Genomic DNA, 26,197 nt, shown 5'->3' with positions numbered 1-26,197 from the left:
GCCGTACCGATGGGTGTGCCGGAGGACGGTGGGACGACGGACGGGGCGGTGCCGGAAGCGATGGGCGCGGGGGTGCGACAGTGGGGGCGTGACACGGGTACCGCGCGCGGCGCGCGCTTCCCGGCGGGGCTGATGGCGCGCACCCGGCAGCCGGAGCTCGACCCCGGGCCCGTCGGCGCGGCCGTGCCGTCTCCCCCGCCCGCCCGCGCGCGTCTGCACGCGGCGCTGCGCCGTCGCCGGCGCGCGCTCGTGGCCGTGCTCGTGACGCTGCTGCTCGCCCAGCTGGCCGCCGCGATGGTGACCACGGCGGTGCGGCAGACCCCGACCATCGACGAGCCGGTGTACGTGGCCACCGCCACCGACTACCTCCACGAGCACCGGCTGCGCTACAACCCCGAGCACCCGCCGCTCGGCAAGCTCGTGATCATGGCCGGGGTGGCGGTGGCCGACCCCCGCTACGACACCTCGTTCACCGGGGACCAGGGCGAGGTGGGCCGCCATCTGCTGTACGAGTCGGGCAACGACCCGTGGCGGCTGATGCTGTGGGCCCGGCTGCCGGTGATCGTGCTGACGCTGCTGTTCGGGCTGGTCGTGTTCGCCTTCGCCCGCGAGGTCGCGGGGACGGTGGGCGGCCTGGCCGCGCTCGCGCTGTACGCCTTCACGCCCGACGTCGTCGCGCACGGCTCGCTCGCCACGCTGGACGTGCCGTCGGCGGGGTTCGTGCTGACGTCGGCCTGGCTGGTGTGGCGGGCCCGGCGGCGGCCCCGGACGTACCTGCCGCTCGCCGGGGCGGCGCTCGGGGCGGCCGTGGCGACGAAGATGAGCGCGCTGCCCGCCCTCGCCGTGCTGCCGCCGCTCGCGCTGGTGTCCGTGTGGCACGCGCTGCGCCCCGAGGACCGCGCCGCGCGCCGCCGCGCCCTGCTGCTGGGCCTCGCCGGCGCGGTCGTCGTGGCGGCGGGCGCGGTCGCCGTGGTCTGGGCGTCCTATCTCGCGGTCGACCCCCGGCTGCGGTTCTCACCTGCCGAGGCGGTGCCCGCGCTGCACGGGCTGCGCGGGCGGCTGGTCGGCCTGCTGCCGTTCCCGGAGGCGTACCGGGCCGGGATGCGGATGCAGTTCGGGCTGGAGGACCACCCGTGGCAGGGCTATCTCTTCGGGCGCCTCTACACCGGTTCGCTCTGGTACTACCTGCCGGCCGCCCTGCTGGTGAAGTCGCCGCTGGGCGCGCTGGCGCTGTGGGCGGCGGGCGCCGTCGCGGTCGTGGCCGTACGGCGGCTGCGCCCGGCCGCGCCGTACGTGCTGCTGCCGCCCGCCCTGCTCCTCGCGGTGGCGATGGACGGCGCACGGGACTTCGGCACCCGGTACGCCGTGTTCGTGCCGCTGTTCCTGGCGGTCGCCGCGGGTTGTGTCCCGGCCGTGCGGCGGCGGTGGGCGGTCGTGGCGACGGCGGCGCTCGTGCTGTTCACGGCGGTCAGCTCGGTGCGGACGTTCCCCTACTACCTGCCGTACTCCAACGAGGCGTTCGGCGGCCCGGCGAAGACGCACCTGCGGCTGCACGACTCCAACGTCGACTGGGGCCAGGACCTCGGCAGGCTCGCCGACCGGCTGGAGTCCCGCCACCGGGGCGAGCGGATCTGGCTCGTCTACAAGGGCAGCGGTGTCCCCGCGTACTACGGCATCCACGCGTCCGACCCGCGCACGGTCCCGGTGGACCGGGTGCACGGGCTGCTGGTCGTCTCGGACTCCGCGGCGGCCAAGGCGCGCGGCCGGCTGGCCGAGCTGATCGACAGCAGCAGACCGGTCGACGAGGTCGGCCACTCCATCACCCTCTACCGGCGCTGAGCCCCCGCCGGGACGCCCCCGCACACCCCCTGACCGGCACGCTCCGTGAGCTATGTTGAGTGTTCGTGGGAGAGAAACGAGGCGCCCCGGTGCCGTCGCCGCAGCAGGCACGCGCACAGGCATCCGCGATCACCTCCGGCAAGGCCGCGCCGGAGGCGGAGCCCGCGCCGACCTCCCGGCTCAGGGAACTGTTCGACGCCCACGGGCTGTCTCCCGGGCAGCGGCGCATCGCGCAGTACCTCATCGAACACCTCCCCGAGGCGGCCTTCCTGTCGATCACCGATCTCGCCGAGCGGGTGGGCGTCAGCCAGCCCTCGGTGACCCGTTTCGCGGCGGCCGTCGGCTTCAGCGGGTACCCGGCGCTGCGCGAGCGGCTCCAGTCCCTCGCGCTCGGCACGCTGGCCGGCGGGCCCGGGACGGCCGAGGAGAACCGGGCCAACGAACTCCAGGCGGCCGTGGACGCGGAGATCCAGAACCTGGAGAACCTGCGCCGCGACTTCGCCGACCCCGACCGGGTCATCCGCGTCGGCCGCGAGCTGTCCCGGTCGACCCCGCTGACCGTCCTCGGACTGCGCATCTCCGTGTCGCTCGCCGAGTACTTCGCCTACGCCGCCCGCCGTATCCACCCCGACGTCCGGCTGGTGACCCGGGGCGGCAGCGTCGCCTACGACGCGCTGCTCCAGTCCCGCGAGGCCGGCGGCACCTGGGTGATCGCCTTCGGGATGCCCCGGCACGCGCAGGAGACGCTCACGGCGATCCGGGTGGCGCGCGGGGCGGGGCTGAGCGTCGCACTTGTCACCGACCTGGCGCTCGGGCCGCTGGCCGCCGAGGCGGACGAGACCTTCGCCACCGGCACCGGCTCCCGCCTGGTCTTCGACTCCTACGCCGCGCCCGGTCTGATGTCGGCCGCGCTGCTCCAGGCGATGACGGACGCCGACCCGGAACGCACCCAGGCCCGGCTGGAGGAGTACGAACAGGTCGCCGATGAGCACCACTTCTTCCTGAAGGAATGAAGCGGCACCCCGACGGACCGGCGCACCCCGGCATTTGTGGATCATTCACGCATAAACCGCGTGAAAGTTTTCATACTTCTTGCCAAGCAGATGGCATATATAAATACTTCTCGGTATGCACCTGACCACGCGCCTGAGCCCGGACTGGCCCCGCCAGGTCAAGACACCCGGCAGCTACGACTGGGAACGCTCGGCGGTCCGCTGGCTGCGCGAGCTGGTGCCGGCCCGCTACGCCGGCTATCCCGCACTGATCCGCCACCCCGTGCTGCTCGCCCGGCACGCGCAGATCCAGGTGCAGCAGGAGATCCGCGTGGCCCGCACGGCACTTCAGACCGCGCGGACCGAACTGCCCGTCCTGGGACTGCCGGAGTCGGTCATCGAGCACACCATCAAGCTGTACGCGGGCGAGTTGCTCCAGCTCCAGCACATCGCCCGCAGCGTGCGCGTGGTCGCCGAGGCGCTGGCCGGACACGGCACCGGCCGCTGAACTCCGGTGCGCCCGAACTCCCGTGCATGCCGGGTCAGTCGTCGTGCCGGTGGAACCAGTACCAGCACACGCCGACCACGACGGCCAGCAGGAACACGGCGGGCAGCACCAGGCCGGGGACGCGGGAGCCACTCATGGGCAGGGCCTTCGTTCTCGGGTGCGCGGCCGCCGGGGCGCGGACGCCGTCGGCAGCGGGGCGCGGGTCGCCCGCCCATGGTGACGCGTGACAGCGCCCCCGACCAGGGCTGCGACCAGGTCTCTCACCCGAGTGGCGGCAGAATTCCGGGATTTCAGGGAGCGCGGCCGGCGCCGGGGGTGGTGCGCGACTCCAGCGCCCGGCGCGTGTCGTCCCCGTACACGCCGGTCTCGTCGCCCTGGATGCCGTACCAGAGCTGGAAACGGGCCACCGCCTCGGTGAGCACGGTGCCGTAGCGGCCGTCGGCCGGGCCGTCGCGGTAGACGTCGGGGATGCGCAGCAGACGCTCCTGGAGGTCCAGGACCTCGGGCCCGCTGTCGCCCTCGCGCAGGGTGCCGGGGCCGTCGGGGTCCGCGCCGTCCGACGCGGCGGGGGCCGGTCCGGAGGGCGCCTCGGGGGTGGCCGGGGACGCGGGGGCGGCGGGGGCCGTGGAGGTTCCGGAGGCCGCAGAGGTTCCGGAGGCCGCAGGGGCGCCGGAGACCGCCCTTCCGTCGTGGCCGGTCAGCAGCAGGGCGCAGCCGAAGCCGACGAGGGCCGCGGCCGCCACGGCGAGCGCCACGGCGGCGCGGCGCGTCCCGGTGCGGGGCGCTGCGCTGCGGCCCGTCGGGGTGTGGGGCGCTGCGCTGCGGGGCGTCGGGGTGTGGGGCGCTGCGTCACGGCGCTGTGGGCCGGTGCGGGCGCCGTCGGCCGGTACGCGCGGGAGTTCCTGGGTGGCGTCCTCGGCGCCCGGGGCCGGCGGGACCGGCTCGTAGTCCTCGTCCCCGGCGCCCTGCCGCATCTCGCGCATCAGCTCCGCGAGGGCGTCGAAGCGGCGCGGGCGCAGGACGCGTACGGGTTCGAGGACGGGACCGGGACCGGGGCGCGGCTCGTCCGGGTCGGGCGGTGTCGGCACGCTGCTCTCCTTCCGCGCGATTCCCCCAAGGCCCCGGGGGGCGGGGCCCGTTGCGGGTTCGCGAGGGGATACGGGCGCGGCGGCCCGCCGGTTCAGGCGAGGAAGCGGTGCAGGGACGCGGTGAACGCGGCGACGAAGGACTCCCGGGCCCCCTCGGTCAGGGCGTCGAGGGACAGATAGGGGTTGAGGTCCTCCAGCTCGACCAGGAGCAGACGGCCGTCGGGGGCGCGGCAGGCGTCGACGCGCTGGATGCCGTGCCCGAGGCCGTTCCACTCCACGAAGCGCCGGGCGAACTCCCGGTCGGCGTCCGTCGGTTCGTAGGGCTCCAGCCGCCAGCGCCGCGCGGGGTCGGAGGCGTGGAGGGCGTACTGGAGGTCGTGGTCGACGAAGTAGAAGGACACCTCGTACACGAAGTCCACGTACGGCTGCGCGAGGAGGGAACCGGCGGGCGCGTCCCGCAGCCGGCCCTCGACCCGGGCGGCGGGCAGGACCTCCAGGCCGATCGAGTCCGCCCCGAGCCTCGGCTTGACGACGTACCGCTCGGCGGCGGGCAGCAGGGGCAGGTCCTCCGCGCGGCCGACGGTGGGGACGACGGGGAAGCCTGCCGCGCTCAGGTCGAGCAGATACTGCTTGCCGGCCATGTCCGCCCGGCCGGTGAGCGGGTTGTAGACGCGGACGCCGTCGCGCAGGGCCCGGTCGCGGAAGGCGTGGTAGGCGTCCTGGTGGGCCAGCACCGGGCCGCTGTTGCGGACGACCACGGCGTCGAAGGCGTCCATGAGCGCGGCCGCGTCCCGCGGATGGCACAGGGCGAGGTCGAAGTCGGCGCGCAGCCGGGAGGTCAGGAAGACGTCCTCGTCGCCGTAGCGGCGCCCGCGGGCCGGGTACGCCAGGTCGGTGACGTAGAGCAGGCGGGGGCGGACGGCGGGCATAAGGGGCTCCTCGGGCCTGCGGGCGGATCGGGGTGGGAACGGGGTGGGGAAAGGGTACGCGGCCGGGCCGCGGGGCCCGGGGCGGGACCGGGAGCCGTCCGTCCGGGACCGTCCGGGGAACTCGGTTCCCTCCAGGTGCAGCACTGAGTGCCATGGGAGGGGGCCGGGTGCTACGTTCGCGTCCATGAGCTCCCGCAGCGCGGCGCCGGCCGCGAAGCCGCCGATGCGTGACGCGCTGGTCGCGGCGGCCTTCCGGCTCTTCCTGGAACGCGGCTACGAACAGACCACCGTCGACGACATCGTGGCCCTCGCCGGCGTCGGACGGCGCTCGTTCTTCCGGTACTTCCCGTCCAAGGAGGACGTGGTCTTCCCCGACCACGAGCGCTGTCTGGCCGACATGACGGCGTTCCTCGCCGCGAGCGGCCCGAAGCACGAACCGGTGCGGCGCGTGTGCGACGCGGCCCGGCTGGTGCTGCGGATGTACGCCGAGAACCCGACGTTCTCCGTGCAGCGCTACCGGCTCACCCGCCGGGTCCCGGGGCTGCGCGCCTACGAGCTGTCCGTGGTGTGGCGCTACGAGCGCGCCCTCGCCGGTCATCTGCGCGAGCGCTTCGCGGACCGCCCCGACGGCATCCTGCGCGCCGACGTGATCGCCGCCGCGGTCGTCGCCGCGCACAACAACGCCCTGCGCTCCTGGCTGCGTGCGGACGGCGAGGGCGACGCGGGCGAGGCGGTTGACCACGCGCTGGGCTACGTCCAGGCCACCTACGCCGGGCCCGCCGAGGGGCCCCGCGAGCACGAACGGGCCGCGGCCGAGGGGGAGTCGCGGGACTCAGCGGAGCGCCCGGAGGACGTGGTGGTGCTCGTCTCGCGGCGCGACGCACCGCTGTGGCGGGTGGTGCAGGAGCTGGAGTCGGCGCTCGGCCGCGGCTGACCGCGCCGCGGCCGACGACCGGCGTCCGGGAGATTCACCGATACGCAGTACCTTTACGGGTGGCACTGAGTGCCATACTCTGTCACACGGGATTCCGGCCGAGCGCGGGGAGTTGACAGCCGTGTACCACCACTCAGCAAGCACCGATCGCACGGTCGCCGGCGGCACGACGGACCTGCTCGACACCGGGCCCGAGCGGTCCGGGGACGGCCTCGTCTTCCAGCGCTGCGCCTGGTGCGGCACGGCGATGTACCACCGGGTGCTGTGCCCGGTGTGCCGGGGCAGCGAGCTGCGCACGGAACGCAGCGCGGGCACCGGCACGGTCCGCCACTCCACGGTGGTGCACCGCAACACCCCCGCGGCGCGCAACGTCTCCATGGTCGAGCTGGCCGAGGGGTTCGTGGTGCGCGGCCGGGTCATGGGCTCGCCCCTGGGTGTGCACAGCGGGGACCGGGTCCGGCTCTCCACGGTCCGGGACCCGGTGCGCGGCGAGCCGGTCTTCCAACTCCTCGACGACCCGTTCGGTGCCTGGAGCTGACCCCCGGCGCCAGGCCGACCCGCTCGGGCGGGGTGACCCGCTCAGGCGTCCAGGGTCACGCGGATGCCGACGCTGCCCGCCCCGCCCCGGCGCAGCCGGCTGCCGAGCAGGGTGAGCCGGCCCAGGACGCCGTACTTGCGGTTGATGAGGCCGCGGTAGCGGGTGGTGGTGGCCTCGTCGCAGAGCTCGGCCGTGGCCGGGACCTGGCCGCCGGTCGGCCGCCCCCGTACGTCGCAGGGACCGACGAGGATCTCGCCCCGGTTGCGGATCCGCTTGACCTTCCCGGAGTCGGCGGCCGTCCACACCCCGAGCGTGTCCCCGTCCCGCACCACCCAGACCGGGGTGGCGACCGCGGTGCCGTTCTTTCGGTAGCTGGTGACCAACAGATACTTGCCCGAGCCCAGCCGGTCCAGCGGCGAGTCAGTCATGCCCGAAGTCTAGTGCTCCGGCAGGCGACGTTCGCCCGGCGAGAGTGCGTGCCGGGCGTCGCGGCGGGGCGAACGTCGCCTGCCGGGGCACTAGGACCCGCGGGCCCGTTCCAGCAGGGTCAGGAAGGCGCGGGCGAAGAGGTAGGAGTCTCCGGGCCAGCGCGCCGACACATAGGTCCCGTCCTCGACGACGAAGGCGTGGGTGTCGTCGTCGGCCGTGCCGCGCCGGGTGAACACCCGGGGTCCGCGGACGAACTGGGCGGCCGGGTCGGCGAGCCCGCCGCGCACCTCGTCCTCGACGTACGCCGGATAGGTGCGGTAGTAGCGGCCCAGGCGCCAGGCCGTGCTCAGGTAGGCGGAGCGTTCGAGGTACTTGGGCAGACAGGTGGTGCGCCGTCCGGCCAGGAGGCCGCGGCCGGTCGCGGGGTCGTGGGTGCGGGCCAGGACGAGCACACCGTGGCAGATCGCGCCGACCGGGCGGCCGAGCGCCCAGAACCGGGCGACCTGGTCGCGCAGGACCTCGGAGCCGAGGTACTGCCGCATGCCGGGCGCGTGCCCGCCGGGCAGCAGGAGTCCGTCGTACGTGCTCACGTCCAGGTCGGCCCAGGCGGCGGTTCGGGTGAACTCCGGTGCGGCGGTGAGCTGTCCGTAGAACCGCTTGGGCTCGTCGGCCGCGCCGAGCCTGCCGAGGAGCACACCGGTGAGCAGCCGGGGGTCCGCCGCGGGCCGGGTCCCGGCGCGCTCGGTGGCGAGGTGGACCTCGTGTCCGGCGTCGGTGAGCAGCCGCCAGGGCACGGCCACCTCGGTCACGTCGAAGTCCCGGTCGGGGAGCGGCATCAGCACACGCACGGTCCCATCATGACAGCCGGTGCCTGTGTCCATGACAGAGCGGTGGCGTCCGCGGCGGCCCGCTCGTCCGGCCGGTCGTGCGGGATGCTGGTCGTGGGACTCACGAACGGGGGCTGATGCGGTGACCGCGAACGGGGTGGACGGCACACGGACGGTGGAGGTCGCCTGCGACGAGTCGGGGTCGGACGGCGAGAACCTCACCGGCGGGAACACGGACGTCTTCGCGCACGCGAGCGTGTGCCTGCCCCAGGACGCCGCCGCCGGGTGCCTGCGGGAGATCCGCGGGCGGATCCGCTCCCCCGCCGAGGAGTACAAGGCGAACCACCTGCTGCGCGAGAAGCACCGGGCGGTCCTCGAATGGCTGCTGGCCCCCGCCGGGCCGGTCCACGGCCACGCCCACGTCCATCTGACCGAGAAGGCGTACTTCGTGGTCGAACAGACCGTGGGCCTGCTGCTGACCGAGGACGGGGGCGACGGCGCGGCCACGGACGCGACGGCCCTGTACCGGACGGGCCCCGCGGCGTTCGGCCCCGACCGGTGGCGGGAGTTCCTGGCCGCGTCCAACCGTCTGCTGCGCGTCAGGAACAGCTCCGCCGGCTCGCCGGTGGACGCCTTCTTCCGGACCGTGGACGAGCTGCGCCCGGCCCGGCCCCGGACACCGGCCACCGAGGTGCTGGAACGGCTCGCGGAACGGCGTGACCGCGCGGACGCCTACCGGGCGCGCGTGACGGAGTCCCCCGTCCTCGTCCCCCCGCTCAATCCGCTGCTCCCGGCGGTCGTCCGCACGGCCGCGCACTGGAGCGCGGGCGGCGCCCGGGTGTCCCTGGTGCACGACCGGCAGAACATGCTCACCCCGGAGCGGATCGCCTGGATCGAGGAGAGCGCCCGGCGGGAGGGGATCGCGCTGACCGGTGTGCGTCTCGTGGAGTCGCGGCGGGACGCGCGGGTGCAGATCGCCGACTTCCTCGCCGGGATCGCCCGCAAGATCGCCTCGGACGAGCTGAACGGCCGCGGGGACGCGGTCCTCACCGGGCTGCTGCGCCCGTACGTCGGCGCCGGGTCGGTCTGGGGCGACGACGGGAGCCGGTCGCGGCTCGGCGCGGGCGCCACCGTGACCGTACCGGCACCGGGCGTCGGCACCGGACTCTAGCTCGCCCGTCACGACCTGTGGTTGGGTCGTCCCGATCCTGTCACCACCCCCGCCGTCCCACCTCGTCACCACCCCCGCCCGCCCCACCCCGGCATCGTGCCCGTCATCAGGCCCAGGAGCTGAACTCCCGTGACCGACCGCCCGGCAGCGACGAACGACGTCGCCGCGACCCTGCGCGCCCGCATCAACACCAACCGGCCGCACACCGCCCGGATCTGGAACTACTGGCTCGGCGGCAAGGACAACTACGAGGTCGACCGGACCGCCGGTGACCGGATCAGACAACTGCACCCGGGCATCGGCGACTACGCCCGCGCGGACCGGCTGTTCCTGGGCCGGGCGGTACGGCACCTGGTCGGCGAGGCGGGCATCCGGCAGTTCCTGGACATCGGCACCGGGCTGCCCACCGCCGACAACACCCACGAGGTCGCCCAGCGGCTGGCACCGGACGCGCGGATCGTGTACGTCGACAACGACCCGCTGGTCCTCGCGCACGCGCGCGCCCTGCTCACCAGCACCCCCGAGGGGCGCACCGACTATCTCGACGAGGACCTGCGCCACGTCGACGCCGTCCTCGAACACGCCTCGCGGACCCTGGACTTCGGGCAGCCGGTCGCCCTCATGCTGCTCGGCGTGGTCATCTTCGTCGGCGACGACGAGGACCCGTACGGGCTGGTGCGGCGGCTGACCGACCGGCTGCCGTCCGGGAGCCACCTGGTGCTGTCGCACACCGTCACCAGCCCGGCGATGCCCGACGTGGACGAGGCGGTCGCCTTCTGGAACGAGCACGGCACACCGCGGCTCACCCAGCGCACCCCGGGCGACGTGGCACGGTTCTTCGAGGGCCTGGAGCTCCTCGAACCGGGCGTGGTGTCCTGCTCGCGCTGGCGCCCCGAGGGCGGCGACGGCGAGGAGCCCGAGGAGGTCGCGATGTTCGGCGGGGTGGCGCGCAAGCCCTGAGCGCGCGAGCCCCGAGCGGATCTCCGTGCGGGTGAACGCCCCGCCGCCCGGGCGCGTATGGAGGGCAGGGCCCTCGACGACCGGAGGGCCCCGCGGTGTCGACGCCGCGCGATCGGGGTTTCGGGAGCCAGGGCATGAGGCACGCACGACAACGGGTCGTCCGGCGGACGGTACGGCTGGCGGCGGTCGGCGGACTCCTGCTGGGAGGCGCGATGGTCACCACGGCCATGGCGAGCGAGACTCCCGGCACGTCCGCCGCCCCGCTCAGTTCGGCACGGGGGGTCGCGGACACGGCCGCGGGGCTGGTGGACCGGCTCGGCGCGTCCCGTACGGCGGGCAGCTGGATCGGTGCCGACGGGCGTCCGGTCGTCGCGGTGACGGACGAGGCGGCGGCGAAGGCCGTACGGGCGGCGGGCGCCGAGGCGAAGGTCGTGCCGTACAGCATGGACGACCTCAAGTCCGCGACGGACGCGCTGCGTTCGGCGCCCCGCGTACCGGGCACCGCCTGGACGATGGACTACCGCTCCAACCGGATCGTGGTGCAGGCCGACCGGACCGTCTCGGCGGGCGACTGGTCGCGGATGTCCGGGGTCGCCTCGGCCATCGGCGGTTTTGTGCACATGGAGCGCACCCAGGGCACGTTCACCACCCGGCTCAACGGGGCGCAGCCCATCCTGTCGACCGCCGGGCGCTGCTCGGCGGGCTTCAACGTCACCGACGGACAGCGGGACTTCATCCTCACGGCGGGGCACTGCGGGCCCTCCGGCACGGTGTGGTTCGCGGACGACCGGGGCAACCAGCAGCTCGGCACATCGGTCAACACCACCTTCCCGGGCAGCGACTTCTCGCTCGTCCAGTACGCGTCGGGCAGCGCCGGCGCGGGCGCCGACGTCGTCGCCGTGGGCGGCGGCAAGGGGGTGCGGATCACCGGGGCGGCCGATCCGGCGGTGGGACAGCGGGTGTTCCGCAGCGGCAGCACCAGCGGGCTGCACGACGGGCAGGTGACGGGGCTCAACGCGACCGTCAACTACCCGGAGGGCACGGTCACCGGACTCATCGAGACCAATGTGTGCGCGGAGCCCGGCGACAGCGGCGGGCCGCTGTTCTCCGAGGGGGTCGCGCTCGGTGTCACCTCGGGCGGCAGCGGCGACTGCAAGTCCGGCGGGACGACGTTCTTCCAGCCGGTGACCAAGGCGCTCACCACGCTCGGCGTACGGCTGATCGTGTCCGCGCAGAACGCCGGCGGCGCGGCCGGCGGTCCCTCCCAGGCACCGTCGGCGCAGCAGGGTGCGGTCGCCCCGAGCGCGGCGGCACCGGGCTCCTCGGCCCCCGTCGGCGGCGGGTCGGAGGGCGCGGCCCTGCTGTCGCGGCTCACCGACACCGGCACCGTCGCCCCGGGGCTCCTGGTGATCGCGGGCAGTCTGATCGCGCTGATCGGCGCCCGCTACATCCGCGCGGAGCAGGAGCGCAAGGCGTACCAGCGCTACTACTCGGCCACTTGGGGGTGAGCACACCGCCCCGGACACGGCACCGGCCGCCGGTGGGACTAGCCTTGCCGTCCCCGGCCGTACGGCCCCGGAACCCCATCACCGGCCGCTCCAGAGGGAGATCACCCGTGAACAGCCCCACCGGCAGACCCGGCTACGGAGACCTGGCGCTCGACCGCACCGGCCAGGCCGAGGCGTTCGACGCCATCGGCGACCGCTACGACGACGCCTTCCCGCACAAGGAGGGGCAGGTCGCGGCCGCCGCCTGGCTCGTCGAGTCGCTGCCTGCCGGCTCCCGGGTCCTGGACCTGGGGTGCGGCACCGGTCTTCCCACCGCGCGTCAGCTGGTGGACGGCGGTCTGGAGGTCATCGGTGTCGATCTGTCGACCCGGATGGTCGCGCTCGCGCGTGCGAACGTGCCGGAGGCCGAGTTCCACCGTATGGACATCGCGGACCTGCGGCCGGGCGGGCCGGGCGAGCTGGGCCGCTTCGACGGGGTCACCGCGTTCTTCTCGCTGCTGATGCTGCCGCGCGCCGAGATCCCCCTGGCGCTCGCGACCGTGCACGGGCTGCTCGCGCCCGGTGGGCTGTTCGTGCTGTCGATGGTGGAGGCGGATCTGGACGACTTCGCCATCCCGTTCATCGGGACGACGATCCGCGTCTCCGGTTATCTGCGGGACGAGTTGCGCGAGGCGGTCGAGGAGGCCGGTTTTGACATCGTGGACGAGGACTCGTACGGATACGCCCCGGCCAGCGCCGATGTGCAGCCGGAGGAACAGATCTTCCTGCGCTGCCGGCGGGGGCCGGAGGCGTGACGGGGGAGGCGGTCAGGCGGCCTCGGAGCTCTCCGGGGCCGCGGCGGCCCACTCGAGGACGAGCCGCTGGTACTCCTCGCGCTGCTCGACGCTCAGTGTCCCGCCGGATCGGAGCCACAGGGCCCTGATCTCCTCGTTGACCTCCGCGGCCGATCGCTCGGAGGCGGTTTCAACACTGGTGGACATGGTGTGAAGCATATGCCCGCCGGCGTGAAGGCGAGGTGAGTAAAGATAGAACAACTCGGTCATAACGGACCGTGTTGCTCATCACGTCAAGCCACCCGCGGCCAAGGGGAGTTCACCCCTGCACACCGCCGAGGACCAGCACCTGGATGGCCAGGACGGCCGCTCCGCGGGCCCAGTCGTGGAAGTCCGAGACCTTGGTCTCCAGGCCCACCGGCGCCGCGAGCGGATGCCGGTGCGCCCTGATCGTCTCGTCCACCGCCGGGCCCGCCACGTCCATCAGGCCGACGCCCTCCCCGGCCAGCAGGATCTTCTGCGGCATCGCGAGGTTGGCGATCTGGGCGACCAGCGTGCCCAGCGCCCGCGCCGCCTCGCCGATCACCCGCGCGGCCATGGGCTCGCCCGCCGCGGCCCCGGCCAGGATCTCCTCGTACGTCGCGTCCCGCCCGGTGGCCGCGCGGACCTGGTAGCGGATGCTCGGGATGGTGAGCAGGGACACGGCGCTGCCCCGCCGCCCGTCCGGGGTGAGCGGCCCCCCGGGGTCGATGATCCAGTGGCGTCCGAAGCCGCGGTCCTGTTCGGCGTAGGGGACGCGCCGGCCGCCGAGCACCAGCCCGTAGCCGAGCCCGGCGCCGATGGTGAGGACGACGAAGCGCTCCAGACCCCGTCCGGCGCCGAACCAGGTCTCGGCCTCCACGAGCGCGGCCACGTCGTTCTCCACGACCACCGGGAGCCCGGTGCGCTCCTCCACCAGCGCGGCCAGCGGGACGTCGTGCCACTCCAGGAACGGCGAGTCGCCGACCACGGAGCGCTCCCGCACCAGACCGCCCACGCCGATGCCGATGCCCGCGAGGGCGGGGAAACGGGCGGCGAGGAGGGCGGCCATCTCCGCCAGCAGGTCGGCGACCCGGCCCGGGTCACGGCCGGGCAGCGGCCGCTCCAGACGGGCGACGATGTCGCTGCGCAGGGTGGTGACCACGGCGTAGACCGTGTCGCCGGTGATCTTGAAGCCGAGGAAGGAGCGGGACTCGGCGACCACGTCGAGGGGCAGCGAGGGGCGCCCCTGACGGGCTCCGGCGCCACCCACCTCGGGGACCTCTACCAGCAGTCCGGACTCGATCAGCGGTTTAGTGAGCCGGGTGAGGCTGCCCGCGGACAGGGCGAGGCGCCGGGCCAGCTCGGTGCGCGACAGCGGGCCGCCCACGAGGACCTCGATGGCCACGGAGCGCTCCTGCTGGCTCAGCGGCAGCCAGCTGGCGGCACGTGGGGGCATGGCGTCTGCCCTCTTTCTTTTCGTTCCGGAACTAATCGAGACGACTCTAGGGCGCGATCTTCCCGTGGAAAAGATCCGCACGCCCCTCTTGACGGTTTGATTCTTTCGCAACAAAAGTAAGTGCTGGTCATTCCGCAGAGCACTCTCATCCCCGGTCAGTGAAGGGCACGCACCCCATGACGTTCTCCCTCGGCATCGTCGGCGCCGGGCAGTTCTCCGGCCGGTTCGCCACGCTGTTCCAGGCCCACCCCGGCGTCCGCGACGTCTACGTCACCGACCTGCTCCCGGAGCGCGCCGAGCGGCTCGCCGCCGAGCAGGGCCTCACCGGCACCTTCCCGTCGTACGAGGCGATGCTGGAGTCGCCGGCGGTGGACGCGGTCGCGATCTTCACCCAGCGCTGGACCCACGGTCCGCTCGTCCTGCGGGGGCTCGACGCGGGCAAGCACGTCTACTCCGCCGTCCCCATGGCGATCACCGTCGAGGAGATCGAGGCGATCGTCGACGCGGTCCGCAGGACGGGACTGACGTACATGATGGGCGAGACCAGCGAGTACAACCCGGCGACCGTCCACGCCCGCAACCGGATCGCCGAGGGCGCCTTCGGCCGCCTCTTCTACGCCGAGGGCGACTACGTCCACGACATGGACCTCGGCTTCTACGACGCGTACCGCTACAGCGGCGGCGCCGACTGGAAGGCCACCGCGAGCTATCCCCCGCTGCTGTACCCGACGCACTCGGTCGGCGGGGTGCTCGGGGCGTGGCGGACGCACGCCGTGAGCGTGTCCGCGCTCGGTGTGGTCGACGAACGCGGCGACGGGGTCTTCGACCGCTCGGTCAGCCGGTTCGACAACGACGTCTCCAACGCGACCGCGCTGTTCGAGGTCGCGGGCGGCGGGTCGTTCCGCACGAACGAGTTCCGCCGGGTCGGCTACCCCTCGCACATCCGTGAGTCCCGGTTCCGGTTCTTCGGCACGGAGGCGAGCATGGAACAGCTCGCCACCGTCGCCCTGTGGCAGGACAAGAACGGGGTGGAGGACATCAGCGAGCTCCTGGAGCCCAAGCCCACGACGGCCCCGGACGACCCCTCGCTCCGGGACGTCGCGCCGGAGCTGCGGGCCGCGTTCACCTCCGGCTCGGCCCCGGTGCACGACCGGGCCCGGCTGCCGCGGGAGTTCGACCTGCTGCACAACGGGCACGAGGGCAGCCACCACTTCCTCGCGGACGACTTCGTGACGGCCGTCAACTCCCGTTCGCTGCCGCCCGTGAACGCCTGGGTCGCGGCCCGCTACACCCTGCCGGGCATCGTCGCGCACGAGTCCGCGCGGCAGGGCGGGGCGCGTCTGGAGATCCCCGACCTCGGGGACGCGCCCACGGCGTGAGTCGGCGGCGGGCCGGGCGCCCGTGCGGATCAGGTGCCCGGCTTGCGGCCGTACACGTAGACGTCGTCGCCGTTCTTCAGCAGCGACCAGTACTTCTTGGCGTCGGTCGTGGTCATGTTGACGCAGCCGTGCGAGCCGGGCGGGTTCCACATGCTCACGCCGACGGAGTGGAACGCCTGGCCGCCGTCGAAGAACTGGCTGTAGGGCATCTTCACGTCGTAGATCGTGGAGACGTGGTCGATGTGCCGCCAGTAGATCTTCTTCAGGCCGGTGCGGGTCTCGTAGCCGTCGCGTCCGGTGCGCACCGGGACCGGGCCGTACACGAGCTTCTTGCCGTCCTGGATCCAGCTGAGCTGGAGCGTGAGGTCGACGCAGGCGATGCGGCCCTTGTTCACCGGGCACCTGCCGGCCTTGTTCGGGTTCTTGCCCACGGCCTTCTGCTTGTTCATGAGGTCCATCACGCCCCAGGTGACGGGCCCCGCGTAGCCGATGTTCGGCGTGATGCCGTGCTTGGTCTGGAAGGCGCGGACGGCCTTGCAGTCGGCGGCGGACTGCCTGCCGTCGACCGGGCGGCCGAGGAACTTCTCCACCTTCTTCTGGTACGGCCCGGTCTGCGTGGTGCAGCTCGCCGCCTGGGCCGGCGCCGCGCCGAGCGCCAGCGTGAGCGGCGCGACCAGTCCCGTGACGCCGAGCGCGACGACGCCCCTTCTCCGTATGTCCCCCATGCCGGTCCCTCTCCCCTGCTGTCCGCACACGCGCGTGCCGCGCTGCCGCAGACCTAGACATCCGGGCGGGCCCGACGGTTGCAGGAGCATCGGGCACGGAACGGGAACCGGCCGTACCGGGGGGCGGCCGGAGCGGTCCGGTCACGGCCGATTGGACCGGGCGGCGGCCGTTCCCCGCTCCGTACGCTGCGCCCATGCACCCCGCTCTCGCCGACGATCTCTCCCGGCTCCCCGACCTCCTCCAGTCCACCCGTGACCTCGCCGCCGGGCAGCTCGGCGCCCTCGCCGAGCGGCCCGTGGTGCGGCTGGACGAACCGCCCCGACGGGCGCCGCTCCCGGCGGCCGGCACCGGCGGCGAGGGCGCGCTGGCCGCGTTCGCCGAGCGCTGGGCGCCGGGCTTCTCCGCCTCGGCCGGGCCGCGCTACCTCGGCTTCGTCACGGGCGGCGCCACCCCCGCGGCGGTCGCCGGGGACTGGCTGACCGCGGCCTGGGACCAGAACGCGTCCGGGGACCAGGGCTCGTGGGCGGCGCAGCTGGAGCGCGAGACGGTGGCCTGGCTGCGGGAGCTGTTCGGGCTGGGCGAGGAGCACCACGGGGCGTTCGTGACCGGCGCGACCATGTCCAACACCGTGGGCCTGGCCGTCGCCAGGGAGTGGCTGGGCGAGCGGCTGGGCGTGGACGTCTCCCGCGAGGGCGCCGCCGCGCTGGGCCCGGTGGAGGTGCTGTCGGGCAGCCCGCACTCCTCCGTGACCAAGGCCATGTCGGTCCTCGGCATGGGCCGCGACCGGCTGCGGCAGGTGCCGCTGCTGCCGGACGGCCGCGAGGCCGTGGACGTGGCCGCGCTCGACCGGGCGCTCGCCTCCCTCGCGGGCCGGCCGGCGATCGTGGTGGCCAACGCGGGCACGGTCAACACGGTCGACTTCGACGACCTGCGGGCGATCGCGGCGCTCCGGGAGCGGTACGGCTTCTGGCTCCACGTGGACGCCGCGTTCGGTGCCTTCGCCGCCCTCTCCCCCGCCCACGCCCATCAGGTGGCCGGTCTTGACGCGGCCGACTCGGTCTGCGTCGACCTGCACAAGTGGCTCAACGTGCCGTACGACGCGGCCGTGCAGTTCACCCGCCGCCGCGATCTCCAGGTGGCGGTGTTCCACAACGCGTCCCCGTACCTGGGCCTGCCCGGGGGCGAGCCGGACTTCCTGCACCTCACCCCGGAGAACTCGCGCCGGCTGCGGGCGCTGCCGGCGTGGTTCTCGCTCGTCGCGTACGGGCGGGACGGGCACCGCGAGATCGTCGAGCGGAACGTGGAGCTGGCGCGGAGCCTCGGCGCGGAGGTGGCCGCGCTGCCGGGGCTGCGGCTGCTGGCGCCGGTCCGGCTGGACGTCGTCTGCTTCACGCTCGCCGAGGACCCGACGCCCGAGCGGGTGGCCGCCCTCGCGCGGGCCGTCGCCGGGTCCGGGGAGGCGTTCCTCACGCCGACCGTGTTCGGCGGGGTGCCCGCGCTGCGGGCGGCGTTCAGCAACTGGCGCACCACCGCGGCCGACGTCCGGCGGGTGCGGGACGCGCTCGCGGCGGCTCAGACCTCCGTGGCGGCGCGCAGGGCGGAGTGAAAGCCGGTGTTGACCGCCGTGAGCCCGCCGTCCACGCACAGGGTGGTGCCGGTGATCCAGGCGGCGTCGCGGGAGGCGAGGAAGGCGACGGCCGCCGCGACGTCCTCGGGTTCGCCGACCCGGCCGAGGGGGTAGAGCGGGCGCACGGCGTCGAGTTCCGCCTCCCTGCCCTCCCAGGCCGAGGTGCGGACCGTGCCCGGCGCGACCAGGTTGACCCGGACCCCGCGGGCCGCGGCGTGCCCGGCGAGGGTGCGGGTGAGGGAGCCGAGGCCGGCCTTGGCGGCGCTGTAGGCGTGGTTGCCGAAGTCCTGGAGGCCGTTGACCGAGCCGACGCAGACGATCGCGCCCCGGCCGGAGGCGGCGAGGTGCGGCAGGGCTGCGCGGCAGCAGCGGTGGGCGCCGGTGAGGGTGACGTCGAGGTCGCGGGCCCACGCCTCGTCGGACTCGTCCTCGAACAGGGGCGCGTCGGGGGTGCAGTGGGCCGCGCCGCTGACGAGCACGTCGAGCGAGCCGAGGCGGGCGATCGCCTCGGCGACGGCCGCCCGCACGGAGGAGTCGTCGGCCACGTCGCACACGAACGCCCGTACCGCGAGCCCCCGTTCGCGCAGGCGGGCCGCGGTCCGCTCGGCCTCGTCCGGGTCCCGGTCGGTCAGCAGCACCCGGCCGCCCTCCTCGGCGAGCCGCCGGGAGACGGCCGCGCCGATGCCGCGTGCGCCGCCGGTGACGAGCACGCCGTGTCCTTCGAAGCGCTTGAGATCGGTCATGGCAGCGACGGTAGGGCCGCGGCGATCACCGCGACAGGTCCCGTGCGGCCGTCACCGGTAGCCGGTCGTGTCCGCCGGCCGGCCCGCGTCCTGCACCTCGACGAGGTAGCGCCAGGCGTCGGGGCGGCTGCCGTCCAGATCCGTGAAGCCGTACGTACGGGCGAGGCCGCCGCTGGAGAGGGAGGTGCCGTTGAGGCGGGCGACGCCGGGGTCGGCGGCGAGGGCGGCGACCGCGCGGCCGACGTAGCGCGGGGTCTCCGAGATCGCGAAGTGGGGGACCTCGACCAGGGCGTCGCGCCAGTTGTCCTCGCGCACCCCGAAGGCGTCGAGCATGATCTCGGAGCGCAGCCAGCCCGGGGTGAGGGCGACGGCGGTGGCGCCGCGCGGACCGAGTTCGTGGCCGAGGGCGAACGCCATGCGCAGCACGGACGCCTTGGCGAGGTCGTAGAAGAAGTTCACGCGGTAGGTGTCGCGGTTGTACTCGGCGGTGCCGTCGGTGACCTCCACGACGAGCCCGCCGGGCCGGCGCAGCAGCAGGGGCAGCGCGTGGTGGCTGGTGATCGCGTGGGTCTCGACGGCGAGCCGCAGCAGCCGCAGCCCGTCGTCGAGGTCGTGCTCCCAGACGGGGGTGTCCCAGGCGAAGAGGTGCTCGGCGCCCCAGATGTCGTTCACCAGGACGTCCAGCCGGTCCTGTTCGCCGGCGATCCGGTCCACGAGGGCCCGTACGGCGGCGGGGTCGAGGTGGTCGGTCGGGACGGCGATCCCCCGGCCGCCGGCGGCGGTGACGAGGTCGGCGGTGTCCTCGACGGTCTCGGGGCGGTCGTACTCGGAGCGGCGCTCGCGGGTGGTGCGCCCGGTGACGTAGACGGTGGCGCCGGCCGCGCCGAGCTCCACCGCGATCCCTCGTCCCGCGCCGCGTGTCGCCCCCGCGACCAGTGCGACCCTGCCCTCCAGCGGACCCGGCATGTCCGGCCTCCCGTTTCCCTCGCCCAGTGCTGTCGGGTCCAGGCTGACGGGAAAACCGGACGTCTTCCGTCGCCTTTATCCGGCGAGTCGCCGTTCCAGGTCGTCGATGCCGGCGAGGAACCAGAGCTGGTCGCCGCGGTCGGACTCGTACACGAAGTCGCGCAGCGCCGAACTGGCGGCGGTGTGGCGGGAGATGTCGCCGAGGACGGCGAGGCGCACCCGGTAGGTGGCGAACTTCTGGACGACGGCGCCCGCGACGCCGGAACGCAGCTCGAAGAAGGCGTCCGGGAGGCGTTCCACGGGCACCGCGACGAGCCGTGCCTCCCCGCCGAGGGCCTCGCCGATCAGATCGAGGGCGGCGCTCTCGCCGTCGAGCGGCGGGCCGTCGGGGGCGCAGCGCAGGACGCGTACGTCCCGCAGGGTCACGAGGGTGTGCGTGGTCATGACGGGAGAGCGTAGGCGCACGGCCGCACGGTCTCCCGTCATTTTCCCGGCCCGGTGGCCGCGGGATCCTTCCGGCTCAGTGGCCGCGGGCGATCCACTCCTCCAGGTGGGGGGCCTCCGCGCCGATGGTGGTGGAGTCGCCGTGGCCGGTGAGCACCTTGGTGCCGGGCGGCAGGGTCAGCAGCCGGTCGCGGATCGAGTCGACGATGGTCGGGAAGTGGGAGTAGGAGCGTCCGGTGGCGCCGGGGCCGCCCTGGAAGAGGGTGTCGCCGGTGAAGACGGTGGCGAGGCCCGGGTCGTAGAGGCAGACGGCGCCGGGGGCGTGTCCCGGGGTGTGCAGGACGGTGAGGTCGCAGCCGGCGGCCTCGATGACCTGTCCGTCGGTCAGATGGCGGTCGGGGTCGCGGTCCGGGTGGGTGAGCCGCCACAGCGGCAGGTCGTCGGGGTGGAGCCAGATGGTGGCGCCGGTGCGGTCGGCGAGCGCGGGCGCGGCGTCGATGTGGTCGTTGTGGGCGTGGGTGCACACGATGGCCGTGAGGCGGCGGTCCCCGACGGCCTCGGCGATGGCGTCGGCGTCGTGGGCGGCGTCGATGACGACGGCCTCGTGGTCGTCGCCGACGATCCACACGTTGTTGTCGACGTCCCAGGTGCCGCCGTCGAGCGTGAACTGCCCCGAGGTGACGAGGCGTTCGATGCGGGCGGTCATCAGAGCACCACCACCGAGCGCAGCACGTCGCCGTGGTGCATCCGCTCGAAGGCCTGCTCCACCTCGTCGAGCCGGATGGTCTCGGTGACGAACGCGCCGAGGTCCAGGCGGCCCTGGAGGTACAGGTCGATCAGCAGGGGGAAGTCGCGGGAGGGCAGGCAGTCGCCGTACCAGGACGACTTGAGGGAGCCACCGCGGCCGAAGACGTCGAGCAGCGGGAGTTCGAGCTTCATCTCGGGGGTGGGGACTCCGACGAGGACGACGGTGCCGGCGAGGTCACGGGCGTAGAACGCCTGGTGGTACGTCTCGGGGCGGCCGACCGCCTCGATGACGACGTCGGCGCCGAAGCCGCCGGTCAGTTCGCGCACGGCCTCGACCGGGTCGGTCTCCCGGGAGTTGACGGTGTGGGTGGCGCCCATCTTGCGGGCGGTCTCCAGTTTGCGGTCGTCGATGTCGATGGCGATGATCTTCGCCGCGCCCGCGAGGTTCGACCCGGCGATGGCCGCGTCGCCGACGCCGCCGCAGCCGATGACGGCGACGGAGTCGCCGCGGCCGACGTTGCCGGTGTTGATCGCGGCGCCGATGCCGGCCATCACCCCGCAGCCGAGCAGACCCGCGACGGCGGGCGAGGCGGCCGGGTCGACCTTGGTGCACTGGCCGGCGGCGACGAGGGTCTTCTCCGCGAAGGCGCCGATGCCGAGCGCCGGGGAGAGCACCGTACCGTCGGTCAACGTCATCTTCTGCCGGGCGTTGTGGGTGTTGAAGCAGTACCACGGGCGCCCGCGCAGACAGGCGCGGCAGTTCCCGCACACGGCACGCCAGTTGAGGATGACGAAGTCGCCGGGCGCGACGTCGGTGACGCCCTCGCCGACGGACTCCACGACGCCGGCGGCCTCGTGGCCGAGCAGGAAGGGGAACTCGTCGGTGATGCCGCCCTGCTTGTAGTGCAGGTCGGTGTGGCAGACGCCGCAGGCCTGGACCTGGACGACGGCCTCTCCGGGCCCGGGATCCGGCACGACGATCGTCTCGATGCGTACCTGCTGGTCCTTGCCCGGTGCGATCACGCCGCGTACTTCCTGCGCCATACCCTGGCCCCTTCCTCGTTGTGCCTGCCGTCCGACCCTACGCGGGAGCGGGCGGTGACGGCACGGAGCGCGGCGAAGGTCGTGGATCTTTCGCCCCGCGCGCCCGCGGCGCCGACGGGCTACGCCAGGGACAGGAAGAGCTTCTCCAGACGGGCCTTCATCGCGTCCGTGTCCTCGCCCTCGACCAGGCACTGCTGGAGACCGGTGGCGATGATGGCGAATCCGGCCCGGTCCAGGGCGCGGGAGGCGGCGGCGAGCTGGGTGACGACGTCCTCGCAGTCGCGGCCCTCCTCGATCATCCTGATCACGCCGGAGATCTGCCCCTGGGCCCGGCGCAGCCGGTTCAGGACGGACCTGAGATCATCACCCTCGAACCGCAACTCCACGCCCACTCCTCCCTATACCCTCGGGGGTATCGTAACGGACGGACTGGGAGCACCGTGGGCAACGCGACGAAGGAAAGACCGGAACCGCCCGTGTGGCGGCTGTTCCTCGGATACGTACGGCCGCACCGCACGGCCCTGTTCACGGGCGCGCTGCTCTCCCTGCTCACCGGGGCGACGGGGCTGCTGCTGCCGCTGGTGGCCCGCCGGCTCATCGGGGACCTCTCGCACGACCGGTCGATCACCGGGCCGCTGCTGGTCATGGCGGGCCTGATGGTCGCCAACGCGGGTGTGGGCGCGCTGGGTTCGTACGTCCTGCGGCGCACCGCGGAGTCGGTGGTGCTCGGCGCCCGGCGGGACCTGTCCTCGTATCTGCTGCGGCTGAAGATCACGGCGGTGGACCGCAGCGAGCCCGGTGACCTGATGGCGCGGATCACCTCGGACACCACGCTGCTGCGCGAGGTCACCACGGACTCGCTGGTGGCCCTCGGCACGGGCGGGCTCACGCTGGTGGCCACGGTGGTGCTGATGGGTGTGGTCGATCCGGTGCTCCTCGCGGTCACCCTGGCGGTGATCGCGGGCGCGGGCACGGTGTTCGGGGCGATCGTGCCGCGCATCAACCGGGCCAGCAGGCGGGCGCAGGACGCGGTCGGCGTGATGGGCGCCTCGCTGGAGCGGATCCTCGGGGCGCTGCGCACGGTGAAGGCGTCCGGCGCCGAGCACCGCGAGGAGCGGACACTGCACGAGGCGGCCGAGGAGTCGTGGCGGCAGAGCGTGAGCGCCGCCAAGTGGTCGGCGGCGGCGGGCAATACGGCCGGTCTCGCCATGCAGATCGCGTTCATCACCGTGCTCGCGGTGGGCGGGGCGCGGGTGGCGACCGGCGCGATCGACGTCGGCACGCTGGTGGCGTTCCTGCTGTACGTGTTCTATCTGATGTCGCCGATCCAGCAGGTCGTCGGCGCGCTCACCCAGTACCAGACCGGCGCCGGCGCGCTGGCCCGCATCCAGGAGGCGCTGCGGCTGCCGGCCGAACCCCCGGCCGATCCGGCGCCGTTGCCCGCCGCCGACGCCGAACCGGCCGCGCTGGCCTTCGCGGACGTGCGCTTCCGGTACGCCGACGACCTGCCGTACGTGCACCACGGGGTCAGCTTCGACGTGCCGGCGCGCGGCATGACGGCGTTCGTCGGCCCGTCCGGGGCGGGCAAGACGACCGTGTTCTCGCTGATCGAGCGGTTCTACGACCCCGACTCCGGCGTGATCACGGTCGACGGCCGCCCGCTGTCCGACTGGGAACTGCCCCGGCTGCGCGCGGCGATCGGGTACGTGGAGCAGGACGCCCCGGTGCTGTCGGGCTCGTTGCGGGACAACCTGCTGCTCGGCAACCCGGAGGCGGACGAGGACACGGTGACGCGGGTGGTGGCGACGACCCGGCTGGACGGGCTGGTGGCCCGGCTGCCGCAGGGCCTGGACACGCTGGTGGGGCATCGCGGGACCAAGCTGTCGGGCGGTGAGCGTCAGCGGGTGGCGATCGCCCGCGCGCTGCTGCGCAGGCCCCGGCTGCTGCTCCTGGACGAGGCGACGTCCCAGCTGGACGCGGTGAACGAGGCGGCGCTGCGGGACACGGTGGCGGACGTCGCCCGTTCCACGACGGTGCTGGTGGTGGCGCACCGGCTGTCCACGGTGACGATGGCCGACCGGATCGTGGTCATGGACGCGGGCCGGGTGCGGGCGGTGGGCACGCACCGGGAGCTGGTGCACGACGACCCGCTGTACGCCGAGTTGGCGGCGACGCAGTTCCTGGCGACGGCGGGCTGACGCCCGCGGGGCGTACGACGAGGGCCGCCCGGCTTCCGGGCGGCCCTCGCGCGACGGGTGTCCGCGCCGGTCACTGCACGGCGGGCAGCAGCTGGGTGGCGGGCGCGGCGAGGTCGGTCAGCTGGTGCAGCCGACCGAGTTCCTGGAGGCCGCCGAGGCCCTGCAACTGCTGGGATACGCGCGGGACCGCACCGCGGTGCTCCGCGGGGATGTCACTGGCGGCGAGCGAGTCCAGCGCGGCGATCGGGCTGATCTTCCCGGTCTCCCCCTGCTGGACCGGGGCCGCGCTCGCCGGCGGGGCGGCGAGGCCGGTGACACCCGCGGCGAGACCCACGGCGGCGACGATACGTCGAGTTGAGATCATGCCCTCAGCAACGGCGCGGAGGGCCGGCGGGACACGGGCGGGCGGCGCCGCTCACCCGTCCGGCTGCGTTTGCCGGGGCGGCCGGGCCGGAGGAGGCTCGAATCAGGGGCCGACACGGTCCGCTCCCCGACGGGCCGCGCGCCCCGAAGGAGGTCACCATGGGCAGCGCGACGGGCTCCGCCTTCACCATCGAGACCCTGCGCCGGGGCATAGAGGGGAACACCGGGAACACCCTTCTGTCGCTCTACGCGGACGACGCGGAGATCCGCATCGTCGACCGCAACACCCAGCCCAGTCACCCGAAGGTGCTGCACGGCCGGCCGGAGATCGCGGCGATGCTGGACGACGTCTACAGCCGCGACATGACGCACAAGCTGGAACGGTGCGTCGTCCAGGGCGACCGGGCCGCGTACAGCGAGTCCTGCGAGTACGCGGACGGCGTCCGGGTGCTGGCCGAATCCATGATCACGTTGCGCGACGGCAGGATCGCCGAGCAGATCATGATCCAGGCCTGGGACGAATGACGGGAGGGACCGCGGCGGTCCGGGTCGCCTCCGGGTGACGCGGGCCGCCGATTTTGTGGTGCGCGCGGTCTTGTGGAGCAGGCTCTCTCTCCTTACTTTTCAGTAAGTTCCTCTGAACACAAGCGTGTTCAGAGTTCCCGGCTGCACCGGCACGTGCTTTCGCCCACACCCCACCCCAGAGGAGAGAGCCCGTCATGCCTGCCCTCGGAACCAGGCACCTCCGCTCCGTGGCCGCCGCCCTCGTCCTGACCGTCGCCGCCCCCGCGACCGCCACCGCCGCCCCGTCCGACCCCGCCCTGCGCGAGGTGCTGTTCGTCGGCAACAACTGGGACGGCACCGCCGACGTGATCGCGTCCTCCGGCGACTTCGCGAAGGTCGGCCGGATCGACGTCGTCCCGGACAAGGAACAGCGGATGGCCGAGATCAACGCCGACCCCATCAAGTGGATCTACTTCATGGCCATCCGCGACAGCGTCGGCGAGGGCCACGACCAGTTCGTGGACGACATGTACGCCACGCCGGACGGCCGCTCGGTGGTCGTCTCCCGGCCGAGCTTCGCCGACGTCGTCTCCCTCGACCTGGCCACCGGCCGCGTCAACTGGCGGTTCCCGGTGTCCGGTCACCGCGCCGACCACATGGCCGTCTCCCCGGACGGCACCCGGGTCGCGGTCTCCGCCTCGACCTCCAACACCGTGCACGTGCTGGACATCACCACGGGGCGGCAGCTCGGTTCGTTCGCCACCGGCGACAAGCCGCACGAGAACGTGTTCACCAAGGACGGCCGCTACATCTGGAACATGTCCATCGGCGACGTCAACACCGCGCTGGACGACCCGTTCTGGGACTGGACCAAGGGCGACCGGCGCATCACGGTCGTGGACGCGACGACGTACCGGCAGGTCAAGGTCATCGACATGCGCGCCCGGCTGGACGCGTTCGGGCTGCGGGACTTCTCGGACGCGGTGCGCCCGGCCGCCTTCTCCCCGGACGAGTCGAAGCTGTACTTCCAGGTGTCGTTCTTCAACGGCTTCCTGGAGTACGACGTCGCCACCGACCGGATCACCCGGGCGAAGACGCTGCCGAAGAACCCGGCGACCAGCGAGGACCGCACCACCTGGGTGAACGACTCGCGCCACCACGGGATCTCGATGAGCCCGGACGGCGCGAAGCTCTGCGTCGCGGGGACCATGGACGACTACGCCACCGTCGTCGACCGCGCCACCCTCCAGGAGGGCCCGCTCGTCCCCGCGTCGAAGCCGTACTGGGCGACGGTCAGCGGCGACGGCAAGGACTGCGTCGTCTCGGAGAGCGGCGCCGACCAGGTCACGGCCATCGACTTCGCGACCGGCCGCAAGGTCGCGTCGGTCCCGGTCGGCGACCACCCGCAACGCGTCCGCCTCGGCCACGTGCGCACCGACTGGACCGCGCCGGCCGCGCGCTGAGCCCAGGGTGCGGGGCCGCT

Annotated in this window: 28 protein-coding genes; 14 read left to right on the top strand and 14 right to left on the bottom strand. The window is 73.6% G+C overall.

Annotated features, from left to right (window positions below; genetic code table 11):
• The first annotated feature begins 132 nt into the window (after nucleotides 1-132).
• The 3 genes from AB0F77_RS18705 to AB0F77_RS18695 all read left to right on the top strand — a co-directional run bounded on the left by AB0F77_RS18705 (nucleotide 133) and on the right by AB0F77_RS18695 (nucleotide 3,339).
• A complete protein-coding gene (locus AB0F77_RS18705) occupies nucleotides 133-1,839 on the top strand; it encodes a phospholipid carrier-dependent glycosyltransferase (RefSeq protein WP_361949398.1) in 1,707 nt (568 codons plus the stop codon).
• 89 nt (nucleotides 1,840-1,928) lie between these two features.
• Nucleotides 1,929-2,852, top strand: coding sequence for a MurR/RpiR family transcriptional regulator (locus AB0F77_RS18700; RefSeq protein ID WP_361949395.1), 924 nt, complete (start codon nucleotides 1,929-1,931; stop codon nucleotides 2,850-2,852).
• Between the two features lie 115 nt (nucleotides 2,853-2,967).
• Nucleotides 2,968-3,339: a hypothetical protein gene (locus tag AB0F77_RS18695; protein ID WP_361949265.1), complete on the top strand. Its 372-nt coding sequence runs from the start codon at nucleotides 2,968-2,970 to the stop codon at nucleotides 3,337-3,339.
• 290 nt (nucleotides 3,340-3,629) lie between these two features.
• Here the strand turns inward: AB0F77_RS18695 and AB0F77_RS18690 are convergent, their stop codons facing one another.
• Together AB0F77_RS18690 and AB0F77_RS18685 are read right to left on the bottom strand one after the other, a co-directional pair.
• Nucleotides 3,630-4,427: a peptidoglycan-binding domain-containing protein gene (locus AB0F77_RS18690; RefSeq protein WP_361949262.1), complete on the bottom strand. Its 798-nt coding sequence runs from the start codon at nucleotides 4,425-4,427 to the stop codon at nucleotides 3,630-3,632.
• Nucleotides 4,428-4,519: 92 nt separating this feature from the next.
• Nucleotides 4,520-5,356: a hypothetical protein gene (locus AB0F77_RS18685; protein ID WP_361949259.1), complete on the bottom strand. Its 837-nt coding sequence runs from the start codon at nucleotides 5,354-5,356 to the stop codon at nucleotides 4,520-4,522.
• Nucleotides 5,357-5,540: 184 nt separating this feature from the next.
• On the opposite strand from AB0F77_RS18685, the gene AB0F77_RS18680 reads away from it, so the two are divergent.
• Together AB0F77_RS18680 and AB0F77_RS18675 are read left to right on the top strand one after the other, a co-directional pair.
• Nucleotides 5,541-6,290 carry a TetR family transcriptional regulator gene (locus AB0F77_RS18680; RefSeq protein ID WP_361949256.1) on the top strand — a complete coding sequence of 250 codons (750 nt, stop codon included), beginning with the start codon at nucleotides 5,541-5,543 and terminating at the stop codon, nucleotides 6,288-6,290.
• 175 nt (nucleotides 6,291-6,465) lie between these two features.
• Nucleotides 6,466-6,828: an OB-fold domain-containing protein gene (locus tag AB0F77_RS18675; RefSeq protein WP_361949392.1), complete on the top strand. Its 363-nt coding sequence runs from the start codon at nucleotides 6,466-6,468 to the stop codon at nucleotides 6,826-6,828.
• A gap of 41 nt (nucleotides 6,829-6,869) precedes the next feature.
• Here the strand turns inward: AB0F77_RS18675 and AB0F77_RS18670 are convergent, their stop codons facing one another.
• A complete protein-coding gene (locus AB0F77_RS18670; RefSeq protein ID WP_361949253.1) occupies nucleotides 6,870-7,256 on the bottom strand; it encodes a PPOX class F420-dependent oxidoreductase in 387 nt (128 codons plus the stop codon).
• Between the two features lie 90 nt (nucleotides 7,257-7,346).
• Nucleotides 7,347-8,105 carry a type 1 glutamine amidotransferase domain-containing protein gene (locus AB0F77_RS18665; protein ID WP_361949251.1) on the bottom strand — a complete coding sequence of 253 codons (759 nt, stop codon included), beginning with the start codon at nucleotides 8,103-8,105 and terminating at the stop codon, nucleotides 7,347-7,349.
• Nucleotides 8,106-8,226: 121 nt separating this feature from the next.
• Here AB0F77_RS18665 and AB0F77_RS18660 point away from each other — a divergent pair, with 121 nt between their 5' ends.
• From AB0F77_RS18660 to AB0F77_RS18645, 4 genes are all read left to right on the top strand, one after another.
• Nucleotides 8,227-9,255, top strand: a complete 1,029-nt coding sequence (locus AB0F77_RS18660) for a hypothetical protein (RefSeq protein WP_361949248.1) — start codon at nucleotides 8,227-8,229, stop codon at nucleotides 9,253-9,255.
• A 129-nt stretch (nucleotides 9,256-9,384) separates the two neighbouring features.
• Entirely contained in the window at nucleotides 9,385-10,215 is an 831-nt protein-coding gene (locus AB0F77_RS18655) for an SAM-dependent methyltransferase (protein ID WP_361949245.1), read from the top strand.
• A gap of 134 nt (nucleotides 10,216-10,349) precedes the next feature.
• On the top strand, nucleotides 10,350-11,723 hold the full coding sequence (locus AB0F77_RS18650; RefSeq protein ID WP_361949242.1) for a S1 family peptidase: 1,374 nt from the start codon (nucleotides 10,350-10,352) through the stop codon (nucleotides 11,721-11,723).
• Between the two features lie 107 nt (nucleotides 11,724-11,830).
• Nucleotides 11,831-12,517: a methyltransferase domain-containing protein gene (locus AB0F77_RS18645; protein ID WP_361949239.1), complete on the top strand. Its 687-nt coding sequence runs from the start codon at nucleotides 11,831-11,833 to the stop codon at nucleotides 12,515-12,517.
• 12 nt (nucleotides 12,518-12,529) lie between these two features.
• On the opposite strand, the gene AB0F77_RS18640 is transcribed toward AB0F77_RS18645, so the two are convergent.
• Both AB0F77_RS18640 and AB0F77_RS18635 read right to left on the bottom strand, forming a co-directional pair.
• Nucleotides 12,530-12,715: a hypothetical protein gene (locus AB0F77_RS18640; protein WP_361949236.1), complete on the bottom strand. Its 186-nt coding sequence runs from the start codon at nucleotides 12,713-12,715 to the stop codon at nucleotides 12,530-12,532.
• Between the two features lie 100 nt (nucleotides 12,716-12,815).
• Nucleotides 12,816-13,973, bottom strand: a complete 1,158-nt coding sequence (locus tag AB0F77_RS18635) for an ROK family transcriptional regulator (RefSeq protein WP_361949233.1) — start codon at nucleotides 13,971-13,973, stop codon at nucleotides 12,816-12,818.
• Between the two features lie 176 nt (nucleotides 13,974-14,149).
• Between AB0F77_RS18635 and AB0F77_RS18630 the strand changes: the two genes are divergently transcribed.
• Nucleotides 14,150-15,352: a Gfo/Idh/MocA family oxidoreductase gene (locus tag AB0F77_RS18630; protein ID WP_361949230.1), complete on the top strand. Its 1,203-nt coding sequence runs from the start codon at nucleotides 14,150-14,152 to the stop codon at nucleotides 15,350-15,352.
• Nucleotides 15,353-15,381: 29 nt separating this feature from the next.
• Here the strand turns inward: AB0F77_RS18630 and AB0F77_RS18625 are convergent, their stop codons facing one another.
• Nucleotides 15,382-16,077, bottom strand: coding sequence for a L,D-transpeptidase family protein (locus AB0F77_RS18625; RefSeq protein WP_361949227.1), 696 nt, complete (start codon nucleotides 16,075-16,077; stop codon nucleotides 15,382-15,384).
• A 194-nt stretch (nucleotides 16,078-16,271) separates the two neighbouring features.
• Between AB0F77_RS18625 and AB0F77_RS18620 the strand changes: the two genes are divergently transcribed.
• A complete protein-coding gene (locus AB0F77_RS18620) occupies nucleotides 16,272-17,684 on the top strand; it encodes a pyridoxal-dependent decarboxylase (RefSeq protein ID WP_361949224.1) in 1,413 nt (470 codons plus the stop codon).
• On the opposite strand, the gene AB0F77_RS18615 is transcribed toward AB0F77_RS18620, so the two are convergent.
• From AB0F77_RS18615 to AB0F77_RS18590, 6 genes are all read right to left on the bottom strand, one after another.
• Nucleotides 17,651-18,448 (bottom strand): SDR family NAD(P)-dependent oxidoreductase, encoded by a 798-nt coding sequence (locus tag AB0F77_RS18615; RefSeq protein WP_361949221.1) that lies wholly within the window; start codon nucleotides 18,446-18,448, stop codon nucleotides 17,651-17,653. The two genes, AB0F77_RS18620 and AB0F77_RS18615, sit on opposite strands and share 34 nt — an antisense overlap.
• Before the next feature lie 51 nt (nucleotides 18,449-18,499).
• Nucleotides 18,500-19,414 (bottom strand): SDR family oxidoreductase, encoded by a 915-nt coding sequence (locus AB0F77_RS18610; RefSeq protein WP_361949219.1) that lies wholly within the window; start codon nucleotides 19,412-19,414, stop codon nucleotides 18,500-18,502.
• A 75-nt stretch (nucleotides 19,415-19,489) separates the two neighbouring features.
• On the bottom strand, nucleotides 19,490-19,858 hold the full coding sequence (locus AB0F77_RS18605; protein ID WP_361949216.1) for a DUF4180 domain-containing protein: 369 nt from the start codon (nucleotides 19,856-19,858) through the stop codon (nucleotides 19,490-19,492).
• Between the two features lie 76 nt (nucleotides 19,859-19,934).
• Entirely contained in the window at nucleotides 19,935-20,564 is a 630-nt protein-coding gene (locus tag AB0F77_RS18600) for an MBL fold metallo-hydrolase (protein WP_361949213.1), read from the bottom strand.
• Nucleotides 20,564-21,649 carry an S-(hydroxymethyl)mycothiol dehydrogenase gene (locus AB0F77_RS18595; RefSeq protein WP_361949210.1) on the bottom strand — a complete coding sequence of 362 codons (1,086 nt, stop codon included), beginning with the start codon at nucleotides 21,647-21,649 and terminating at the stop codon, nucleotides 20,564-20,566. The genes AB0F77_RS18600 and AB0F77_RS18595 overlap by 1 nt, the downstream gene beginning before the upstream one ends.
• A 119-nt stretch (nucleotides 21,650-21,768) precedes the next feature.
• Nucleotides 21,769-22,035 (bottom strand): metal-sensitive transcriptional regulator, encoded by a 267-nt coding sequence (locus tag AB0F77_RS18590; protein ID WP_361949207.1) that lies wholly within the window; start codon nucleotides 22,033-22,035, stop codon nucleotides 21,769-21,771.
• Nucleotides 22,036-22,089: 54 nt separating this feature from the next.
• On the opposite strand from AB0F77_RS18590, the gene AB0F77_RS18585 reads away from it, so the two are divergent.
• Entirely contained in the window at nucleotides 22,090-23,847 is a 1,758-nt protein-coding gene (locus tag AB0F77_RS18585; protein WP_361949204.1) for an ABC transporter ATP-binding protein, read from the top strand.
• A 70-nt stretch (nucleotides 23,848-23,917) separates the two neighbouring features.
• On the opposite strand, the gene AB0F77_RS18580 is transcribed toward AB0F77_RS18585, so the two are convergent.
• Nucleotides 23,918-24,211, bottom strand: a complete 294-nt coding sequence (locus AB0F77_RS18580; protein ID WP_361949201.1) for a hypothetical protein — start codon at nucleotides 24,209-24,211, stop codon at nucleotides 23,918-23,920.
• 158 nt (nucleotides 24,212-24,369) lie between these two features.
• Between AB0F77_RS18580 and AB0F77_RS18575 the strand changes: the two genes are divergently transcribed.
• Both AB0F77_RS18575 and AB0F77_RS18570 read left to right on the top strand, forming a co-directional pair.
• Nucleotides 24,370-24,735, top strand: a complete 366-nt coding sequence (locus AB0F77_RS18575) for a nuclear transport factor 2 family protein (protein ID WP_361949198.1) — start codon at nucleotides 24,370-24,372, stop codon at nucleotides 24,733-24,735.
• Nucleotides 24,736-24,929: 194 nt separating this feature from the next.
• Nucleotides 24,930-26,177, top strand: a complete 1,248-nt coding sequence (locus tag AB0F77_RS18570; protein WP_361949195.1) for a YncE family protein — start codon at nucleotides 24,930-24,932, stop codon at nucleotides 26,175-26,177.
• The last annotated feature ends 20 nt before the right edge of the window (nucleotides 26,178-26,197 follow it).

Source organism: Streptomyces sp. NPDC026672 (genome assembly GCF_040638185.1).
Classification (GTDB): domain Bacteria; phylum Actinomycetota; class Actinomycetes; order Streptomycetales; family Streptomycetaceae; genus Streptomyces.
The sequence above is the reverse complement of the archived record's forward strand: the minus strand, read 5'-3'. Positions and strand labels throughout refer to the sequence as shown.